Here is an 18,918-nt window from a genome sequence, read left to right as displayed (position 1 = left end):
CGGCCCATGGTCGGTGTGCGTCTACCAACAACAAGACAGCCCACGAGTCTGCGAGAATCCACATGAGCAAACCCAAGCTGCTGATTACCGGCGCCGCGGGCCGGGTAGGGACATTGTTGCGTCCGATCCTGCTCGACGATTACGAGCTGCGTCTGTGTGATCTGGCTCCCATCGACAACCTGCGTGAAGGCGAGGAAGCCCTGATCGGCGACCTGGCTGACCCAGTCATCGCCAATGCCGCAATTCAGGGCACGGTAGGCGTGGTGCATCTGGCTGCCGCCGTAGCACCGGATATCGCCTTCGCGGCCACTATCAACCCCAACTATTTTGCCGTGCTGAATCTGTTGGAAGCCTGTCGCGAATTTGGTGTGCGGCGCTTTATCTTCGCCAGCAGCCATCATGCAGTGGGCTTGCATCCGATCAGTGACGAGCCATACACCGTCAGCGCCGATATCGCGCCGGACGGTTTCTACGGTCTGAGCAAAGCCTTCGGCGAGGCCGCCTGTTCGCTCTATGCCCACCGCTTTGGCATCGACTGTCTGGTGATACGCATCGGCAATGCTGACCCGCAGGTAGTAGATGGCCGTCGCGAGCGGTTGTGGGTCAGCGCATCCGATCTGGTGCAGATGATACGGCTCGGTCTGGAGGAACAGAGCGAATCGTTCAAGGTGGTTTACGGGATTTCCAACTGCCCGCAGCCGTTGCTGAAAAATGACGAGGCTTTCGAGCGGCGCTATCGGCCGATTGATGACTCCTCCCGCAATCACAGCGACTCCTACCGCCCATTCATACAGCTGACTGATGAAGAGGGCGCCGGTTTCGTCGGCGGCTTCTTCGCCAAGAGTCTGCTTCCTGATCCGAGGAAACACTGATGAAGATCGTCAAGGCAGAAGTCTCCATCGTCGAGATTCCCTTTCAACTACGCGGCACTGGTGTCGGCATCATGCCCACCGCCTGGAAAAGCCTGGAGTTCGCTCTGATCCGTCTTGAAGACGAGCTGGGTAATGTCGGCTGGGGTGAGGGATTTGGCTATTTCACTGTGGACGCCACTAAAGCAATTATCGACCGGTTGATTCTGCCGAGCCTGGTTGGCGCAACCATCGAGGACATCCCGGCTTGGAATCGGCAGATGCAACGCTCGATTCATATGTTCGGCCGCTACGGCATCACCATCTTCGCCATTGGCGGAGTCGATATCGCCCTCTGGGATCTCGCCGCCAAGCGCGCTGGCAAACCGCTCTATCAATTGCTCGGTGAAGGCCGCCGCGAGCAGATCCCGTTCTATGCCAGCATGGTCCGCTACGGCACCGAAGAGCTGGCCACTATGACTTGTCGTGAGGTGATCGATGCAGGATTCAATAGCATCAAACTGCATGAGATCGATCTCGACATCATCGAGGCCTGCCGGCAGGTCGCCGGGCCCGACAAGAACATCTGCGTCGATGTGAACTGCGCCTGGTCGGTGGAGTTCGTCGAACGCAATCGCGAGCGTCTTGAGGCACTCAACCTGACCTGGCTGGAAGAACCGGTGTATCCGCCGGAAGACTTCAAGACCCTGTCCAGCTTGCGAGGTTCGTTGCCTATTGCCGCCGGCGAAAACTGGACCACTGCGTTTCAATTCGCCAACGCGTTCCAGGCCGGTGCGGCCGACATCGTTCAGCCCAGTGTGACCAAGGTCGGCGGCATTTCGGAGTTTTTGGCCATCATCGAACTGGCAGGCAAGGCCGGCAGCGCATTGATGCCCCATTCTCCGTATTTTGGTCCGGGCTTCTTTGCCAGTCTTCATCTGGCGGCGGCGAACCCTTCAGTTCAGGCACTGGAATACAACTTTGTGCAGCCGGATGCCTGGCTGGCGGACGTCGAGGGGCTTCGCCAAGGTGACCTGATCACAGTGCCACAGGTGGCCGGTCTGGGCTTTGAACCGGATTACGAAGTAATGAGCAAATACCGTCGCGCGTGAACATGCGGCACAACCTTAACGATCCCTGGTCGAGGTGCGGCTATGCAACCCAACAAAATCAAAGCGCTGTGGAACGAAGGCAAAGCCGTGGTCAACGGTTTCCTGTCGATACCCTGTGCGTTCGTCAGCGAGCTGATGGCCGAGCAGGGCTATGACGCTCTGACCATCGATCTGCAGCACGGCATCGTGGACTATCAGACCTCGGTGAGCATGCTCCAGTCCATGCGTGCCAGCGGCGTGGCGCCCATGGTCCGAGTGCCCTGGCTGGAGGCAGGCAGCATCATGAAGGCACTGGATGCCGGAGCCTACGGAGTGGTCTGCCCAATGATCAACACCGCCGAGCAGGCGGCACGATTGGTGTCCTATATGCGTTATCCCCCTGTGGGTGTGCGCAGTTTTGGCCCGACCCGTGCGAGCATTTCCGCGGGTGCCGACTATGGCCGGCAGGCCAATGAAAATATGCTCTGCTTCGCCATGATCGAAACCCGCGAAGCCATGGACAATCTTGCTGAAATCGCCGCTACGCCTGGACTGGACGGTCTCTATATCGGCCCAGCGGACTTGACCATCGGCTTGACGGGTATGCGTTATCCAACCGGTTTCGACCGGGAGGAGCCCGAAATGCTCGAGGCCATTCAGCACATCCTCGCGACTGCTCACGCCCACGGAATCAAGGCCGCACTGCATTGCGGTTCGCCAGCTTATGCGCTGCGAGCGATCCAGTGGGGTTTCGACATGGTTACCCTGGCCAATGATGTGCGCATGCTCACCAATGCCTCCAGTGCGGCACTCAAGGAGGTCCGAAGTGCCCTCACCGAAGTGGAAAGCACCGCCGACCGCGCTGGATGCCAGTACTGATGAGCGTCATGGATGGGGTGCGGCTCGTGGGGAGCGGTCCGCGCAGGGTAGTCGTGGTGCATGGATGGATGGCCGCAGCCGCCTTGTTCGATCCGATGCACGGTTGGCTCGATGGTGAGCGCTTCACCTATGCGTTCATGGATTGCCGGGGTTATGGCGCGCGACTGGAAGAACCCGGGCCATTTACTGTGGTGCAGATTGCCCTGGACATTCTGACGCTGGCTGATGAATTGCAATGGGAACGTTTTAGCGTAGTCGGACACTCCATGGCCGGCATGTCCGCGCAGTGGCTGCTGGCGTACGCCGCGCAGAGGCTGGACTCAGTGGTGTTGTTGGCCGCTGTACCGGCTAGCGGGGCAGGGGTGTCCAACGAACGCAGGGCATTATTGAACAATGCGCTACGCGATCCAGAGGTGCGTCTCTCGCTGATCTCGACAAATATCGGTCATAGTCGTCCCGAGCAATGGTTACGCAGAATCCTCGCCCTCAGCCTGCGTACGACCTGGCCGGAAGCGATGAATGCGTACATGACCTCGTGGATTGACGACAACTTTGCCAGCACCTTGCATGGGGTCAGGGTTCCTGCGCTGGTACTGGTAGGGGAGCTGGATCCGGGCTGCACTGCCGGGTTGATGGATGAGACGGTGATGCGCTGGCTTCCGGATGCTTACCTGGAGATATTGCCGGGTGTCGGACACTATCCGATGCAGGAGTCGCCGCGGGCCCTGACGCAGACGATCGAGGCATGGCTCTTGCCCGAGAAAGAGGCAGCCGGGAAATAAAGGAGCGTTTTTCCATTCCAAAAAAGAAACCTGATACACCCTTGATAAGCTGCCCAATCCTGTTATTGTCGTTTGCATACTAATATATTGGTATGCGGGAACACCGGAATTCGAGGAAACCAACAATGAATAGCTCGAAATACCTCGCCTGTGCGGCCGTAGCCCTGACCGTTTTGTTCGGTGCGGGTGTACAGGCGGATCAGAAAAACATCCGTATTGCTACCGAAGGCACTTATCCCCCTTTCAGTTACCTGGAGAACGGTCAGTTGACCGGCTTCGACGTCGATATCGCCAATGCGCTCTGCGAGCGGATTCAGGCGACATGCGAGATTGTCTCGCAAGGCTGGGACGGCATGATCCCCGGGCTGATATCGGGCAAGTACGATGCCATCGTGGCGTCGATGGCGATCACCGAAGAACGTAAACAGAAGATCGACTTCACTAACAAGTATTACGCCACCCCGGCACGTTTCATCGCCGAGAAAAACAGCGGCATTACCGATACTTCGGTCGAAGGCATGTCTGGCAAGGTCATCGGTGTACAGGGCTCCACCACCCAGGGCAGCTACCTGGAGGACTTCTACAAAAACTCCGAGGTGAAGATCTACAAGACCGTCGACGACGCGGCAATGGATCTGGCCAACGGCCGTCTCGATGCGGTGTTCTCCGATTCAGCGATTCTCTATCCATGGTTGCAGACCCGCATCGGCTCTTGCTGCGACTTCATCGGTCAGGAAGTGCGTGACGAAAAGTACTTCGGTGTCGGCAAGGGCATCGGCGTGCGCAAGGAGGATCAGGCCCTGCGCGATCAGCTGGATACGGCAGTGAGCGCTCTGGTGGCCGACGGCACCTACCAGCGGATCAATCAGAAGTATTTCCCCTTTGCTATCTATTAAGAACGCGGCCGAGCCGCGCCTCTCAACCTACCGATAGCCCCATGCGGCACGTATGGGGATGGGCCTGATCATGAGCGAATACCTGCAACTGCTTTCTTTCTCACCCGAGGGCTGGGGCGCCGCGCTGCTCTCCGGCGCCTTGTTGACCTTGCAACTGGCACTGTCGACTTTGCCCTTTGGCGTGGTACTGGGGTTGACCCTGGCTCTGTGCATGGACAGTAAGCGTCCGCTGTTGAGCCGTTCGGCCACGGTGTTCGTCACCGTGTTCCGCGGACTGCCGGAGCTGTTGACCATTTTCATCATCTACTACGGCGTACAACTGTTGGTGAAGGAAGCCTCCGAAGCCATGGGGCTCAGGGCTTTTCAGGTCAACGGATTCTTCGCCGGCATGCTGGCGCTGGGGCTGGTGTTCGGTGCCTTTTCCAGCGAGGTTTTTCTCACTGCGATTCGCGCCATCGCCAAGGGGCAGCGTGAGGCGGCTTTCGCCCTGGGTCTGTCACGAGTCGATATGTTCCGCTTCGTCACCGCGCCGCAACTCTGGCGCATTGCGTTACCCGGTTTGGGCAATCTCTGGCTGGTGCTGCTCAAGGAGACATCGCTGCTCTCTGTGATCGCGCTGACTGACCTGATGCGTCAGACCTACCTGGCAGTAAGCAACACCAAAGAACCGTTCTTCTTCTATGCCGTGGCCTGCAGCATCTACCTGCTGTTCTCCATCATTTCGGGGCAAGTCCTGCACCTGATGGAGAAGCGCGCCAACCGATTCTACGTGCGGAGCTGAACCATGGAGCTGGAACTTCTTTCGACCTATGGCCCGCGGATGCTGGCCGGCCTGGGCATGACCTTGAAAATCGTCCTGCTGTCGGTGGCCCTTGGCGCCATCCTATCGCTGCCTCTGGCCGCGGCACGGATGAGCCGGATCGGCTGGCTGCGACGCCTGGCATTCGGCTACACCTATCTGTTCCGGGGTACGCCTCTGCTGGCCCAGACCTTCCTGGTCTACTACGGCGCTGGCCAGCTGCGTCCCGAGCTGCAGGAACTGGGGGTGTGGTGGTTTTTCCGTGATGCCTACTGGTGCACGGTCCTGACATTCACCCTCAACACCGCAGCCTATCAAGCCGAGATCTGGCGCGGCGCCGTGCAGGCAGTGCCCAGGGGGCAGTGGGAAGTCGCGCATGCACTGGGGTTGTCGAAACTGTCCGGGGTCAAGGATGTGATTGTGCCCCAGGCCTTTGTCGTTGCCCTGCGTCCGTTGAGCAACGAGCTGATCCTGATGCTGAAGTCGTCGGCCATCGCCAGTGTTATCGCGGTGCCCGAACTGATGGGCATGACCAGCATGGCCTTCTCGCGCTCGTTCGACTTCCAGGTTTACCTGTGGGCGGCTGTGCTCTACCTGAGCATGGTTGAAGCCATTCGGCGGCTCTGTGGCTGGATCAGTAACCGCATCACCCGACACATCACTCATTGAGGGCAGCGCGATGATGCGAACACTCCCTATCGACAACAACCAGGACATCCAAGTGGAGGCGCGAAGCATGGGCGCAGAACAACAGGTCGAGGCGGGCATCGCTCCCGCTGGCAAGGCCGCGACCGGGCAACCCGTGGTGATCATGCGCGACCTGAAGAAGTGGTACGCCGACTTCGCCGTGCTTGACGGCATTGACTTGGAAGTGCGCAAGGGCGAGCGAATCGTCGTTTGCGGACCGTCCGGGAGCGGCAAATCAACTCTGATTCGTTGCATAAACGGCCTGGAGGAATATCAGGCGGGCAAGCTGATCGTCAACGGTACAGAAATCGGTACCGATGGCAGCGGTGTAGACATCGTGCGCAAGGAAACCGGCATGGTGTTCCAGGGTTTTCACCTGTTTCCGCACCTCACCGCGCTGGAGAACTGCATGCTGGCGCCCATGCGGGTGCTGAAGAAGAACAAGGCTCAGGCTCGGGAACAGGCCCAGGCATTGTTGGAGCGCGTCGGAATGGCGGCAAAAGCCAATCACTACCCGAGCCAGCTGTCCGGCGGTCAGCAGCAGCGTGTTGCGATTGCCCGTGCACTGTGCATGAACCCGCAGATCATGTTGCTGGACGAGCCTACCTCGGCACTCGACCCCGAGATGGTCAAGGAGGTCCTGGACGTGGTGTTGGGCCTGGCAGAAAGCGGTATCACCCTGTTGTGTGTGACACACGAAATGGGCTTCGCCCGCCAGGCTGCGGATCGGGTGATCTTCATGGATCGCGGCCAGATCGTCGAACAGGCGTCGCCGGATGAGTTCTTCAAGGCGCCGAAGAGCGAGCGGGCAAAACAATTCCTCAGCCAGATCTTGCACTGATTGGGCGCAATGGCGTGCAGAGCGGGGCAGGGTATGCGAGGCATTTTCAACATAGACATGATCGATCAGGGCAGGCCCAAGGCGGCTCAGGTTTATCAACTGCTGCGGGCGGCCATCATCGGTCTGGAATACACACCGGGCGATGTGCTCAGCGAAAAGGATATTTGCGATTCACTAGAGGTATCGCGAACGCCGGTTCGAGAGGCGATTCTGCGGTTGGTCAGTGAGCAGATGCTGGTCGTTCGACCCAATGCCGGCACCTATGTGACTCCGATCCGCCTGCGTGATGTGCTTGAGGGCCAGCTGGTCAGGGAAACGTTGGAAACCCGGTGCGTGCGCCTGGCTGCGCGGTTTTTCAAACCACGTTATGAGGACGAGTTCGAAACCCTGTTCTTGCGCATGCAAAAAGCCTACGAGCGTATGGAGTGCAACGAATTTTACGCTCTGGACGAGGCGTTTCACCGGTTGATCTGTGATTGCGCCGGTTACTCGCACCTGTGGCATGTCATGCAGAGCGCCATGGGGCCGCTGGACCGGGTCAGGCGACTGGCGTTTCCAGTACAGCTGCATTTTGACGAAGTGATCGATGAGCATCGGCAGATATACCTGGCGATCCAGGCACAGGATGAGGTAGTCGCCGAAGTACTGATGACGGGGCACGTGAACAGCATTTTCGAGACCCTGGAGCATTTGGTGCGGGATCAGCGCGGACTGCTTATCGAAGGGCTCCGCAGGGACGATCCCCAGGCTTTGAAACAACTCGGTGTTCGCGTTCGTTAACGGGCTTGTTTTTTTTCGGCAAACTAATATATTAGTATTTCAAAAGTGAGGTTTTCCTCTTATGAGTAATGAACACGAGCCGGGCGACACCCACGCAAGTCTGACCACCGAAGCTGGCGACATCAGCGTGGAGCAGGCGCAGCAGATCGCCGCCGATCACTTCGGGATCCATGCGACGACAGTAAAGCGCCTGATTAGCGAGCGAGATCACAACTTCCATCTGCACTGCACCGATGGTGCGTATGTGCTGAAAATCGCTCACCCGGCGGAGGATCGTCTGCTGGCCAATTTCCAGAGTGAAGCCCTGCTGCATATCGAACAGCGTGATCCAGGTCTGCACGTGCAGCGGGTTATCCGTGGCCTCAATGGCAAGAGTGAACTGGAGCTGGAATTCGAAGGCCAGCCACGCATCGTGCGCATGGTCAGCTACATGGAAGGCACTCTGTTGCGTCACGCGCCGGTATCCCTGGAGCAACAGCGCAACCTCGGCATCGAGTTGGCCCGCCTCGGACTGGCCCTGCGGGATTTCGATCATCCCTCGGCCGACCACATGCTGCTGTGGGACATCCAGCACGTAGAGCGCCTGCAACCGATGTTCGAGGTGTTCGACGCGGTACGCCGGCCCTGGGTAGAGGAGGCGCTGCAGCGCTACGTGAGTCACGTAAAGCCGGTGCTGTCGGGTCTGCGGCGGCAGGTCGTGCACAACGATCTCAATTCCGACAACGCGCTGGTTGATCCGCAGGATCCTACGCGCATCGCCGCGATCCTCGACTTCGGTGACATGGTCCGCACCTCGCTGGTCAACGATGTGGTCGTTGCGGTGGGCTACGCCTTTGGCGAAGGCGAGAACCTGCTGGAGGCACCGCGTTCCTTCCTCGAGGGTTACCAGTCGGTGACCCCGCTGACCGAAAACGAACTTGAAGTTTTTCATGACCTGTTGATGGTGCGCATGGCTCTGCGCCTGACATTGACTGAGTGGCGCGCCAGCCGCTTCCCCGACAACCGCGATTACATCCTGCGTAACACCCCGCGCACGTGGCAGCAGTTCGAGCAATTACGTGCCATGCGGCGTGACCAGATCGAGCAGGCACTGTTTGGTGAACCCGCCTCGACGGCGGTCGACATCGAGTGGCGCGCCTGAACCGCCACCGCACCTTTATTCCATGACACACGGATTCCAGGCCAGCCAGGCCATTCAATAATCGATTTTCTGGAGGTTTAAATGTCTGAGAAATATTCCGCCACTGCCGGCATGCAAAATGGCTTCGACCTGGCGCTGTTGCCGACCCTGAACGCTCACGAGCAAGCGGTGGTCGAGCGCCGTCAGCGCCTGTTGGGGCCGTGCTACAAGTTGATGTACCAGCATCCGGTGGAGTTCGTCCGCGCCGAGGGTGCCTATATGTACGGCCCGAACGGCGAGCAGTACCTGGATTGCTACAACAACGTGCCCTCGGTCGGACACTGCCATCCGCGCGTGGTAGAGGCGGTGTCGCGTCAACTGGCGACCTTGAACACTCACACCCGCTACATGGATGAGAAGATCCTCAACTACACCGAGCAACTGGTGGAGACCTTTGGTGGCGGCATCGGCAGCGTGATGTACACCTGCACGGGTTCCGAGGCGGTGGATTTGTCGTTGCGCATCGCCAAATTCCATACCGGTGGCACCGGGATCATCGTGACTGACTTTGCCTACCACGGCATCACTACCGCGGTGGCGGCCATTTCCACCACCATGGGCAAATACGTACCAGTGGACCAGCACGTGCGCACCGTTCGCGCACCGGACGCCTACCATGCCGAGCCCGGAGTGGATGTCGGCGAGCGGCTGGCAGCGGACATTGAAGCGGCGATCGCCGATATGCAACGGCACGGCATCAAGTTCGCAGGTTTCATTGCCGACAGCATTTTCTCCACTGATGGTCTGCTGCCTGGCACTCCTGGTCTGCTGAAGAAAGCCATTGAAGTCGTGCACAAGCACGGTGGCCTGTATATCGCTGACGAGGTTCAGCCTGGCTTCGCCCGTACGGGCCTGAATTTCTGGGGCTATCAGCGCCATGGCATCCAGCCCGACATCGTGGTCATGGGCAAACCCATGGGCAATGGCCTGCCGATCGCCGGCGTGGCAGTCAAACCCGAATTGCTCGCCGACTTTGGACCGAAGGTGCGCTACTTCAATACCTTCGGTGGCAACGCCGTGTGCATCTCGGCGGCGCAGGCGGTACTGGACGTGATTCGTGATGAAGGCTTGCAGCAGAACTGTCACGACCTGGGTAACTACCTGCTCGATGGTTTCCGCTCCATTGCTCGCAACTATCCGGCCATTGGTGACGTACGGGGAGCCGGCCTGTACTTCGCGGTCGAGTTCGTGACTGACCCCGAGAGCAAGGCCCCGGATGCCGAACTCACGACCAAAGTGGTCAGCGGGCTGCGTGATCGCAAAGTGCTGATCAGCACCACCGGTGTGGGTGAAAACTCGCTGAAGATCCGTCCGTTGCTGTGCTTCAAACAGGCCCAGGCAGATCAGTTGCTGGAGACCTTTGCCGAGACGATGGCCGCCATTCAGCGTTGAGATGTAGGGACCGCAAGGCGGTCCCAACCAACCCCAAACCAGCCATGAGAGCCTCGAGGGGAAATCAAATTGAATATCTGCATGATCGGCCACGGCATGATGGGTACTTGGCATTCGCAGAGCCTGCAGAATACCGATTGTGTACTGCATACCCTGGTCGGACGCGAGGCCGAGGCAACCGAAGCCTTCGCCCGGGAATACGGTTATCGCCACTGGTTCGTGGACTATCAACAAGCACTGCGCTCGCCCGAGATCGATATCGTCATCATTGCCGGCCCGAGCCAGAGCCATGCGCAAATGGCTCTGGCGGCGTTGGAGCAGGGTAAGCATGTGCTGGTGGAAATCCCTCTGGCACTGTCGCTGGAGGACTGCGAACGTATCGTCGACACCGCCAAGCGCCTGAACCTGACTGTTGGTGTGGTCCACCCAATGCGCTTTCGCCGCGAACACCGGCAATTGGTAGAACGCCTGAAGGCCGGGACGGAAAGGGTGCTTCAGGTTCAGTCCCGGCTGTTCCTTCACCGTCGGGAAAACGTTGGTTCTACGGGGCTCAAGCGTTGCTGGACCGATAACCTGCTCTGGCATCACGGTGCGCACCTGGTGGATGTGGCCTTGTGGCTGACCGGCAATGGTGACCCGGCCGCATCTGCAGCGAGCATCAGCAACTTGCAGGCAACAATGCCAGTGGCTGATGAGGTTACCGGCATCCCGATGGAGCTGGCCGTATTGATGGAAACTGAACAACGCCAGTCGATGGTGTGTACCGGCTCCTACAACTCCCCCGACCGAATCTTCGACATTTTTGTCATCACTGATTGCGACTCGTACCGCCTGAATATTCTCGACGCGACCCTGAAACAGGGCACGTATCTGCTCGATGTCGATCCGGAGCAGGACAACAACGCTCAGGTTGCGCGGGATTTTGTCGCAGCTGTGCGTGACGGGCGTGAGCCATTGGTACCCGCTCACTCCGTATTGCCAGCCATGCGACTGCTGCATCGTATCGAGCAGGCGCAAATCTCTTAGCCATCACTTCAGGACTACCGCAATGGCCGAGCAAACTTCCAGCGATAACAGCGTCAGCATTCTCCGGGTCGTTCATCAACGTCCGGCGATCAGCATTCCGAGCGGTGCCTGTGACTGTCATGTCCATGTGTTCGGCCCCTCCGAGCGTTTTCCCTATTCCGCATCACGGGCCTACACCCCGGCACCGGCGTTGGTCGAAGACCTGATGGAGCACCAACGCATTCTTGGCCTGGATCGGGTGGTGGTAGTCCAGCCGAGCGTCTACGGTAGCGACAACCGCTGCACCCTTGATGCCATTGCCCGAATCGGCAGCGGTGCGCGTGGCGTCGCGGTGATCGACGAACAAACTTCACTGGCCGAGTTGGAAACCCTGGCCCGCTCCGGCATCAGCGGTATTCGACTGAACCTCGCTGCTGCGTCCGCGGATGCCACGGCGGCCTTGCGTGCACTCAAACATGCCAATGAAGTGGCCACACAGTTCGGTTGGCATATCCAGGTGTTTGCGCCCATTGAAGTGGTTCAGGTTCTGCGTCATGAGCTCAAGAAGCTCGATGTATCACTGGTGCTCGATCACTTTGCTGGTATGCATGCCAGCGCCGGGGTCAAGAGCGAGGGCTTCAAAGTGTTGTTAGGTCTACTGGCCAGCGGTAACTGCCACGTAAAGGTCTCTGCGCCTTATCTGGTGTCGGAGCAGCCATCGCTGGAAGAGGTCGCGCCGCTGCTATTCGGTCTGGTGTCGGTAGCACCGGAGCGATTGCTGTGGGGGTCGAACTGGCCACATCCACTGGGTGGCATTGGCGACATAACCCGCGGGCCGGTGTCGATGTTCCGCGAGATCGACGATGGCGCGGCCCTGCAACGGCTTGCCCACTGGCTGGAAGACGACGCGTTGTTTGCCAGGATTCTAGTGGACAACCCGGCGGCCCTCTACGGATTCAACAACCCGGCGTGAAGCTCGACGCCTGACGGACGATAACCAATGAACAATAAAAAACCTGAAGACCTGAGAAGTGCGCGCTGGTTTGCACCTGACAACCTGCGCGGCTTCGGCCACCGCTCGCGAATCATGCAGATGGGTTATGCCCCGGCAGACTGGGCGGGGAAACCCGTGATCGCCATCCTTAATACCTGGTCTGATATCAATCCGTGTCACGCTCACTTCAAGACCCGCGTCGATGACGTCAAGCGAGGTATTCTCCAGGCGGGCGGATTCCCGGTAGAGCTGCCGACGCTTTCTTTGTCGGAGAACTTCGTCAAGCCGACCACCATGCTCTACCGCAACATGCTGGCCATGGAAGCCGAAGAACTGATCCGATCCCATCCAGTGGACGGCGTGGTGCTGATGGGTGGTTGCGATAAGACCACCCCAGGGCTGTTGATGGGTGCGACCAGCGCCGGGCTGCCGTCCATCTACGTGCCCGCCGGGCCTATGTTGCGGGGTAACTGGAAGGGCAAGATTCTGGGTTCCGGTTCGGACGCCTGGAAATATTGGGACGAGCGACGCGCCGGCAATATCAGTGACAAGGACTGGCAAGACATTGAAGGCGGTATCGCCCGCAGTCACGGCCACTGCATGACCATGGGCACAGCATCCACCATGACCGCCATTGCCGAGGCTATCGGCATGACACTGCCGGGCGCGTCCTCAATTCCAGCGGCGGACGTCAACCATATCCGCATGTGCGCCGAAGCGGGACGTCGGGCGGTGGAGATGGTTTGGGAAGATCTGACTCCGGCCAAGGTGCAGAGTCGTGGCGCCTTTGATAACGCCATTGCCGTCGCCATGGCCATGGGCTGTTCGACCAACGCGGTGATTCACCTGATTGCGATGGCCCGCAGGGCAGGGCACGCACTGACACTGGACGATCTGGACGCGGTCAGCCGCTACGTTCCGGTTATCGCCAACGTACGCCCCAGCGGCAGCCAGTACCTGATGGAAGACTTTTTCTACGCAGGGGGACTACCGGCGTTGATGCGGATCATCAGTAAATTCCTCTCGTTGGAGGAAATGACGGTCAATGGTTGCACCATCGGACAGAACATTGCCGAAGCCGAGGTGTACAACGATGACGTGATCCGTCCTTTGAACAATCCGATTTATGCCGAGGGCGCGCTGGCCGTACTCAAAGGAAACCTGGCCACCGATGGCTGCGTGATCAAGCCTTGCGCCATGGAGACGCGACTGCTGAAGCACACAGGTCCTGCGATTGTTTTCGATGGCTATCCGGCTCTCAAAGAGGTGATCGACAGCGATGATTTTGACGTCACTGCCGACCATGTGCTGATTCTGCGCAATGCCGGCCCGCAGGGCGGCCCGGGCATGCCCGAGTGGGGCATGTTGCCAATCCCTGCCAAGCTGGTGAAGCAGGGCGTGCGCGATATGGTGCGGATTTCCGATTCGCGGATGAGCGGGACCAGTTACGGTGCCTGCATCCTCCACGTTGCACCAGAAAGTTACGTCGGCGGCACCTTGGCGTTAGTCCGCAACGGTGACCTGATCAGCGTGGATGTGGAGAAGCGCAGCATCGAGTTACTGGTGAGCGCGACTGAACTGGCGACCCGTCGTGAAGCGCTGCTACAACCGGAACCGCGATTTGGTCGTGGTTATGGCTGGATGTTTGCGCAACACATTCTCCAGGCAGACAAAGGATGTGATTTCGATTTCCTCGAAAGCGGTTTCGGCGAGCCGGCTGGCGAGCCGGCGATTTTCTGATTCTTAACGACTCTTCTCAGGAGAAAAACCACACCCAAGCGACGCTAAAAAATGGCCTGTATGTTGCAACAAAACCAATATATTAATGTACGGCAAAGAAGGTGATGTTTATGAAACTTGCTAAATGCGTTCTTTTTGCAGCCCTTGGCCTTGGCTCGACCTTGATGGTCGGTCTGGCTACCGCAGATGAAATCAAGGAAATTCGTATTGCCACAGAGGGCACCTACCCACCATTCAGCTATCTGGACAAAGGCAAGCTGACTGGCTTTGATGTGGATATCGCCAACGCCATGTGCGAGCGGATGAAGGTCAAGTGCGACATCGTTTCGCAGGAATGGGACGGCATGATTCCCGGTCTGATCGCCGGCAAGTACGACGCCATTGTCGCGTCGATGAACATCACCGAGGAGCGCAAGAAGAAGATCGATTTCAGCAACAAGTACTATGCCACGCCGGCTCGCTTCATTACGGCCAAGGATGCCGGCATAACCAATATCACCGCAGCCGATCTCGCGGGCAAGAGCATCGGCGTGCAGGTCTCCACCACCCAATCGAACTATCTCGAGGAAAACTATAAGCAATCGGAGATCAAGCAGTACAAGACCGTGGATGACGCTGCAATGGATCTGGCCAATGGTCGCATCGACGCAGTGTTCTCTGATGCTGCGCTGCTCTATGTCTGGATGAAAACCAAGGACGGCGCCTGCTGTGCTTTCGTCGGGGGGGATGTGATCAACGAGAAGTACTTCGGCGTCGGCAAAGGGGTGGGGGTTCGTCAAGGGGACACGGCGCTGCGCGAGCAGTTCAGCAAGGCGATCGCCGAACTTCGTGCGGACGGAACCTACGAGAAGATCAACCTGAAATACTTCCCGTTCTCCATCTACTGAGTGCGGAACAAGGCCAGCCGGAGCGATCCGGCTGGCCTTGTCGCATCAGGCATAAAGGCGTTTGAAGTCTTCCAGGGAGTCACAGTTGGTAATGGTCGCGGAGTCTTCCGCAAAGAAGTCAGGGTGTTTTACCGAGAGGACTTTCAGGGTCTCGTAGATGCTATCGATGTGCACGCGCATGGCCGCCACTGCGGCGTCCTCGTCCGAGGCCCGGATGGCATCGGCGATGCGCTCGTGTTCGTCAATCACTTCGGCGAACTGGTTCTGCGCCGGAAAGGCCATTCGCCGCACCCGGTCCAGTTGCCCTTTGGCGCCATTGAGCAAACGCCATAGGTTGGGGTAGCCGGAGCACTCGCAGATGACCCGATGAAACTCTTCATCCAATGCGTAGAACTCATCGACGTTACGGTGCTCGGAGGCGAACCTCTGGCGCATCAGGAGCGTGGTGAACGGATCGATCCGGTCCTTCTCGTAGAACCGTGCTGCCAGGCACACGGTGCGATACTCGATGCTTTCGCGGACGATCTGGCCTTCGATAACGTCCTTGAGTTTGATCAGGCTCACGGCGGTGCTCGAGTTGGGCTTGATCGTGATCAGCTTCTGATTGGCCAGCTGCAGCACCGCTTCGCGCAGCGGGGTTCTGGAAATATCCAGTTGTACGCACAGCTCCTTCTCGCTGATCACGTCCCCCGGCTGCAATCGAAGTGAGATGATCGCCGAGCGCAGCAGTTCATAGACCTGGGCGGTCTTGGGCAGACGATGGTCGAGCATCTCGGGATGGAAGACAGGGGCATTCAATGGGAGAAACTCCGCGAGGGGTTGAAAAGATGTACTCGTATATTAGCGAAAGTTCACGGGCTGAGGCGAACCCCATGTAAAGGCGCTCGGATTGCCCGGAAAGGACCTGGAAGCAGTGCCGATCCGGGTCAGTAGCAAGCCTACAAAGCCTGGAACCAAGATGAGTCAACGCTGAACCAACTGTCGTGATATTCGCACACCCAGCCCACCGCTGGCCCCCGGACCAATTGTGAACATATCCTCCAGTACTCGCGTGGTCTCGATGCACAGCATTGCGCGCCAGGCGTCGGGGTGAAACTGATCCAGCGTTGCGGCCCGTTCCGGCCCCGGATTCCACAGCACCGCGGAACGGCTTGATCGGGTATTGATGAAAATTCTCCGCTGCCAGGCAGGATCCTCAATGACAATTCTCTCGCCCAAGCCCTGATAAACCTGTTCGGTCGGCCCGCTGATGCGAGGTTCGCTGACCTGTTGACATAGAGTTCGGTCATTCAAGTTGTCGTAATAGCATGCACCGGCAAATCCCTGCAGCGTCACCTCACGTACATCACTCACAGCGTAGTAACTGTGCAATGCGGCCGTCATGGTGACGGCTCGTGGGCCGTGGTTACTGATATCGAGGTCAAGTTCCAGCGAGTTTTCATCCAGCTTGAGATGTATACGTGCGGTCAACCCATGCAGTGTGACAGGCGACGCGAATGTGAGACGGGCTTCGTGTTCATCGGCCTCCATGTGCTCCACTTGCCACAGCGCCTGCCTGACTAGCCCGTGAAAGGGTGCATCGGCCATTTGCCAGTCCCCTTTTACCGCCTCGGGATTGTTTTGCAAGTCGGCAAACCAAGGCCAGCAAACGGGCACGCCACCACGAATCGGGGTGCCCGCAATGAAGCTGGCGTGGGCGTTGTTCCAAATCACGGGCGGCTCATTACGAAAACCGTACTCCAGCAATTGCGCGCCCTGAGTGCAGATCAGGGCGTAAGCCTCGCCGTACTCAATGCACCATGCACCGAGATCATACAGGGGGTAGGGGTGGATTGTTGCAGCAATCGACATTGAGTGAACGCTCGCTATGGCCATTCGCCTTGACGTGGGCGCAGGGAGTTGTCATTTTGGCTGGGTACTGATTGTAATATATTAGTATAACGACAACAAAACAAAACTCTGGACAGGAAGGGGAGCGAGCGGATGAAGCTTATGCAGTGGGGAGTTTCAGCGATGGAGCGGCTGGCGTTCGTGCGCAAGTTCCAAGTCCTGCTGATCGTGTTCCTGATCCCTCTGGGCTACGGGCTCTGGGCGCTGTGCTCGCGCTACCACAGCGAATTGAACGGCATTGAGAAGGAACGCGGCGGCGTGGCGATACTGCTTGAGCTGGTTGATGATCAGGCCCGTGCCGCCCTCGAACGTAACTTGGCAGCACGCTGGAGAGCCACCGATGTGGCGTCCCGTGGAGTAGGTGATTCCACAGTGGATATGAATGCCTGGCTGCGCAGTCAGGGGGCGCGCTTGCAAAACTTGCAGGTCATGATGATCGAACGACAGACCAGTATTTCGGGGAAGATGCAAGACGCACTGGCGGCCGAAGTCGAACAGCTTTTCAGCGCCCAGAAGCGTCTTGACGCCGCACGCCACGACGCTCAGGCCATGGTGAGTTGGTGGGTCGACGCCTATAACGCGAGTACCCGTGCTTTACAGGCAATGCGCAAACTTAGTGAAGCTGCCGCTGATGAAAGCGGCCTGCGCCGGGACCCCAGAGCGGATACCTCCGAGCAGGTCAACATCGTTACCTTCGACGCACCTGCCCTAAATTACCAATTGACCAGTCTAGTCAGTGTCGGGCAAGGCATCATCGGGTCTGGAGGCTTCAACCTGCTGACCCGCTCGCAACTCCGTGAAAGCATCGCAACAATCAACGCGACGCTGATCGCTCTCGGCCAGAGCGCATCCAGTGCCACCATTACAATGCTTGATGGCGCGAACTGGCAGCGATCTCATCAGACTGCACTCGGGCGAATCGGTGGGCTGGTCAAGCAACTGGAGCAAGACTTTTTCCGTCGCGATCTCAATTCATTGGAGCCCTCCAACGTCAGCCAGCGAGTAAGCGACGCACTGGAACTGTCCATTGGCCTGCAGAAAGAAGCGCTGCTTGACCTCGACCAACGCTTGGCAAGCTATCAACAGGCTGCTTGGCACGGCTCGGTAGTGGCAGTGTCGTTGTTCAGCCTGATGGCGTTGCTGGCGCTCTATGGCGTGCTCTGCGTACAGGTTTCGATTCGCCGCAACACTGTGGGTATCACCCACATTGCTCGCTCGATGAGCGAAGGCGATCTTTGCTCTCGAGTGGAAGTAATCGGTAAAGATGAGCTGGCGCACATCGGCCATGCCCTCAACGCTGCCCAGGATCAACTACGGGATTCGCTCCAGGCCATCAGCGAGCAGACCCGCGGTGTCACTGATACGGTGGCGGTACTGGATGATCAGGCCGGCGCCTCGGTGCAGGCCGCGGACCATCAACGTCAGCAGGTGGCCCTGATTGCCGCTGCTGCACTTGAGCTCGCAAATACCGCACAAGGCGTGGCACTGACCTGTGAGACTGCGGTTAGCTTCTCCAGCGAGGCTCGCAATCTGGCAAACGAAGGCCATCAGCAGAGCAGTCAGACCACCTTGGGCATGCAGCAATTGACAGGCCGTTTGGATGAAGCCACTGCTGCTCTGGACTGCCTGCGAGAGCGTACCCAGCGTATTGACGTGGTGGTGGCAGTGATCAAAGGAATCGCCGATCAGACCAATTTGCTGGCGCTTAACGCGAGTATCGAGGCGGCCCGTGCTGGCGATCAGGGCCGCGGCTTCGCTGTCGTAGCTGATCAGGTACGTGAGCTATCGGCGAAAACCCAGGCTTCCACTGCTGAAATCGGAGCCACCATTGCCGATCTTCAGCAGGGCGTGCGCGCCACTGCCAGCTTTATGCTGACTGCTTGCGAGCAATCCAAGAGCGACGCGGCAGAAGTGGTCCGCCTGGGCGAGCAACTGAAACTGATTGCCGGGGCGTCGCAACAGGTAGGGGAAATGCTCGAGCAAATCGCCACGGCCGCGCGAGAACAGGCGAGTACGGCAGAAGACGTCAGTGCCAATATCCTGCGGGTGGATGAGGCATCGTCGCGGATTCTGGAGAGTGCCCGGGAAGTCAATGGGGTGGCAGTGACGCTCAAGCAGGGGTGCGATGCACTGAAGGAAAATACAGAATGCTTTGGCTTGGAGCATCCCACTGGTGAAGTGCTTGATACTCGGCGCAGTGCAGTGTGTATGCCTTGAAGAACCGCTT

The 18,918-nt window shown here is 58.5% G+C and carries 18 protein-coding genes and 1 pseudogene; 17 read left to right on the top strand and 2 right to left on the bottom strand.

Features of this window, described 5'->3' with window-relative positions:
- Positions 1-62 precede the first annotated feature (62 nt).
- The 15 genes from OC605_RS13415 to OC605_RS13345 all read left to right on the top strand — a co-directional run bounded on the left by OC605_RS13415 (position 63) and on the right by OC605_RS13345 (position 14,801).
- On the top strand, positions 63-872 hold the full coding sequence (locus tag OC605_RS13415) for an NAD-dependent epimerase/dehydratase family protein (RefSeq protein WP_262137635.1): 810 nt from the start codon (positions 63-65) through the stop codon (positions 870-872).
- The gene (locus tag OC605_RS13410) at positions 872-1,960 is read left to right on the top strand and encodes a mandelate racemase/muconate lactonizing enzyme family protein (RefSeq protein ID WP_262137633.1); all 1,089 of its coding nucleotides are present in this window, start codon (positions 872-874) and stop codon (positions 1,958-1,960) included. The genes OC605_RS13415 and OC605_RS13410 overlap by 1 nt, the downstream gene beginning before the upstream one ends.
- A 42-nt stretch (positions 1,961-2,002) precedes the next feature.
- Positions 2,003-2,818, top strand: coding sequence for an HpcH/HpaI aldolase family protein (locus OC605_RS13405; RefSeq protein ID WP_262137631.1), 816 nt, complete (start codon positions 2,003-2,005; stop codon positions 2,816-2,818).
- A complete protein-coding gene (locus OC605_RS13400; RefSeq protein WP_262137629.1) occupies positions 2,818-3,600 on the top strand; it encodes an alpha/beta fold hydrolase in 783 nt (260 codons plus the stop codon). The genes OC605_RS13405 and OC605_RS13400 overlap by 1 nt, the downstream gene beginning before the upstream one ends.
- Before the next feature lie 125 nt (positions 3,601-3,725).
- Positions 3,726-4,496 (top strand): lysine/arginine/ornithine ABC transporter substrate-binding protein, encoded by a 771-nt coding sequence (locus OC605_RS13395; protein ID WP_262137627.1) that lies wholly within the window; start codon positions 3,726-3,728, stop codon positions 4,494-4,496.
- A 70-nt stretch (positions 4,497-4,566) separates the two neighbouring features.
- A complete protein-coding gene (locus tag OC605_RS13390; RefSeq protein WP_262137839.1) occupies positions 4,567-5,277 on the top strand; it encodes an ABC transporter permease in 711 nt (236 codons plus the stop codon).
- Positions 5,278-5,280: 3 nt separating this feature from the next.
- Positions 5,281-5,964 carry an ABC transporter permease gene (locus tag OC605_RS13385; protein WP_262137625.1) on the top strand — a complete coding sequence of 228 codons (684 nt, stop codon included), beginning with the start codon at positions 5,281-5,283 and terminating at the stop codon, positions 5,962-5,964.
- Between the two features lie 67 nt (positions 5,965-6,031).
- Positions 6,032-6,823 carry an amino acid ABC transporter ATP-binding protein gene (locus OC605_RS13380; protein ID WP_316044670.1) on the top strand — a complete coding sequence of 264 codons (792 nt, stop codon included), beginning with the start codon at positions 6,032-6,034 and terminating at the stop codon, positions 6,821-6,823.
- Between the two features lie 33 nt (positions 6,824-6,856).
- A complete protein-coding gene (locus OC605_RS13375; RefSeq protein WP_262137623.1) occupies positions 6,857-7,603 on the top strand; it encodes a GntR family transcriptional regulator in 747 nt (248 codons plus the stop codon).
- Between the two features lie 61 nt (positions 7,604-7,664).
- Complete coding sequence (locus OC605_RS13370; RefSeq protein WP_262137622.1) at positions 7,665-8,744, top strand: phosphotransferase; 1,080 nt, start codon at positions 7,665-7,667, stop codon at positions 8,742-8,744.
- A gap of 81 nt (positions 8,745-8,825) precedes the next feature.
- Positions 8,826-10,175 carry an aspartate aminotransferase family protein gene (locus OC605_RS13365; RefSeq protein WP_262137620.1) on the top strand — a complete coding sequence of 450 codons (1,350 nt, stop codon included), beginning with the start codon at positions 8,826-8,828 and terminating at the stop codon, positions 10,173-10,175.
- 69 nt (positions 10,176-10,244) lie between these two features.
- Entirely contained in the window at positions 10,245-11,201 is a 957-nt protein-coding gene (locus OC605_RS13360) for a Gfo/Idh/MocA family protein (RefSeq protein ID WP_262137618.1), read from the top strand.
- A 22-nt stretch (positions 11,202-11,223) separates the two neighbouring features.
- Positions 11,224-12,153 (top strand): amidohydrolase family protein, encoded by a 930-nt coding sequence (locus OC605_RS13355; protein ID WP_262137616.1) that lies wholly within the window; start codon positions 11,224-11,226, stop codon positions 12,151-12,153.
- A gap of 27 nt (positions 12,154-12,180) precedes the next feature.
- Complete coding sequence (gene araD, locus OC605_RS13350) at positions 12,181-13,914, top strand: L-arabinonate dehydratase (protein WP_262137614.1); 1,734 nt, start codon at positions 12,181-12,183, stop codon at positions 13,912-13,914.
- A 110-nt stretch (positions 13,915-14,024) separates the two neighbouring features.
- On the top strand, positions 14,025-14,801 hold the full coding sequence (locus tag OC605_RS13345; RefSeq protein WP_262137612.1) for a lysine/arginine/ornithine ABC transporter substrate-binding protein: 777 nt from the start codon (positions 14,025-14,027) through the stop codon (positions 14,799-14,801).
- A 45-nt stretch (positions 14,802-14,846) separates the two neighbouring features.
- Here OC605_RS13345 and OC605_RS13340 read toward each other — a convergent pair whose 3' ends face one another.
- Together OC605_RS13340 and OC605_RS13335 are read right to left on the bottom strand one after the other, a co-directional pair.
- Positions 14,847-15,599 (bottom strand): GntR family transcriptional regulator, encoded by a 753-nt coding sequence (locus OC605_RS13340; RefSeq protein WP_262137610.1) that lies wholly within the window; start codon positions 15,597-15,599, stop codon positions 14,847-14,849.
- 165 nt (positions 15,600-15,764) lie between these two features.
- Complete coding sequence (locus tag OC605_RS13335; protein WP_262137609.1) at positions 15,765-16,652, bottom strand: D-hexose-6-phosphate mutarotase; 888 nt, start codon at positions 16,650-16,652, stop codon at positions 15,765-15,767.
- Positions 16,653-16,784: 132 nt separating this feature from the next.
- Here OC605_RS13335 and OC605_RS28175 point away from each other — a divergent pair.
- Together OC605_RS28175 and OC605_RS28170 are read left to right on the top strand one after the other, a co-directional pair.
- Positions 16,785-17,999, top strand: a pseudogene (locus tag OC605_RS28175) (hypothetical protein); the annotation flags it as partial.
- A 267-nt stretch (positions 18,000-18,266) separates the two neighbouring features.
- A complete protein-coding gene (locus tag OC605_RS28170) occupies positions 18,267-18,908 on the top strand; it encodes a methyl-accepting chemotaxis protein (RefSeq protein ID WP_410055999.1) in 642 nt (213 codons plus the stop codon).
- The last annotated feature ends 10 nt before the right edge of the window (positions 18,909-18,918 follow it).

The organism is Pseudomonas sp. Marseille-Q5117 (assembly GCF_946901175.1).
GTDB classification, from domain to species: Bacteria; Pseudomonadota; Gammaproteobacteria; order Pseudomonadales; family Pseudomonadaceae; genus Aquipseudomonas; species Aquipseudomonas iranensis.
This window is presented reverse-complemented; position numbering and strand designations above follow the sequence as displayed.

Bases quoted from the DNA above. Each gene is read 5' to 3' on its own strand.
- OC605_RS13415 (WP_262137635.1), top strand. From the start codon at position 63: ATGAGCAAACCCAAGCTGCTGATTACCGGCGCCGCGGGCCGGGTAGGG.
- OC605_RS13410 (WP_262137633.1), top strand. From the start codon at position 872: ATGAAGATCGTCAAGGCAGAAGTCTCCATCGTCGAGATTCCCTTTCAA.
- OC605_RS13405 (WP_262137631.1), top strand. From the start codon at position 2,003: ATGCAACCCAACAAAATCAAAGCGCTGTGGAACGAAGGCAAAGCCGTG.
- OC605_RS13400 (WP_262137629.1), top strand. From the start codon at position 2,818: ATGAGCGTCATGGATGGGGTGCGGCTCGTGGGGAGCGGTCCGCGCAGG.
- OC605_RS13395 (WP_262137627.1), top strand. From the start codon at position 3,726: ATGAATAGCTCGAAATACCTCGCCTGTGCGGCCGTAGCCCTGACCGTT.
- OC605_RS13390 (WP_262137839.1), top strand. From the start codon at position 4,567: ATGAGCGAATACCTGCAACTGCTTTCTTTCTCACCCGAGGGCTGGGGC.
- OC605_RS13385 (WP_262137625.1), top strand. From the start codon at position 5,281: ATGGAGCTGGAACTTCTTTCGACCTATGGCCCGCGGATGCTGGCCGGC.
- OC605_RS13380 (WP_316044670.1), top strand. From the start codon at position 6,032: ATGGGCGCAGAACAACAGGTCGAGGCGGGCATCGCTCCCGCTGGCAAG.
- OC605_RS13375 (WP_262137623.1), top strand. From the start codon at position 6,857: ATGCGAGGCATTTTCAACATAGACATGATCGATCAGGGCAGGCCCAAG.
- OC605_RS13370 (WP_262137622.1), top strand. From the start codon at position 7,665: ATGAGTAATGAACACGAGCCGGGCGACACCCACGCAAGTCTGACCACC.
- OC605_RS13365 (WP_262137620.1), top strand. From the start codon at position 8,826: ATGTCTGAGAAATATTCCGCCACTGCCGGCATGCAAAATGGCTTCGAC.
- OC605_RS13355 (WP_262137616.1), top strand. From the start codon at position 11,224: ATGGCCGAGCAAACTTCCAGCGATAACAGCGTCAGCATTCTCCGGGTC.
- araD (WP_262137614.1), top strand. From the start codon at position 12,181: ATGAACAATAAAAAACCTGAAGACCTGAGAAGTGCGCGCTGGTTTGCA.
- OC605_RS13345 (WP_262137612.1), top strand. From the start codon at position 14,025: ATGAAACTTGCTAAATGCGTTCTTTTTGCAGCCCTTGGCCTTGGCTCG.
- OC605_RS13335 (WP_262137609.1), bottom strand. From the start codon at position 16,652: ATGTCGATTGCTGCAACAATCCACCCCTACCCCCTGTATGATCTCGGT.
- OC605_RS28170 (WP_410055999.1), top strand. From the start codon at position 18,267: ATGCAGCAATTGACAGGCCGTTTGGATGAAGCCACTGCTGCTCTGGAC.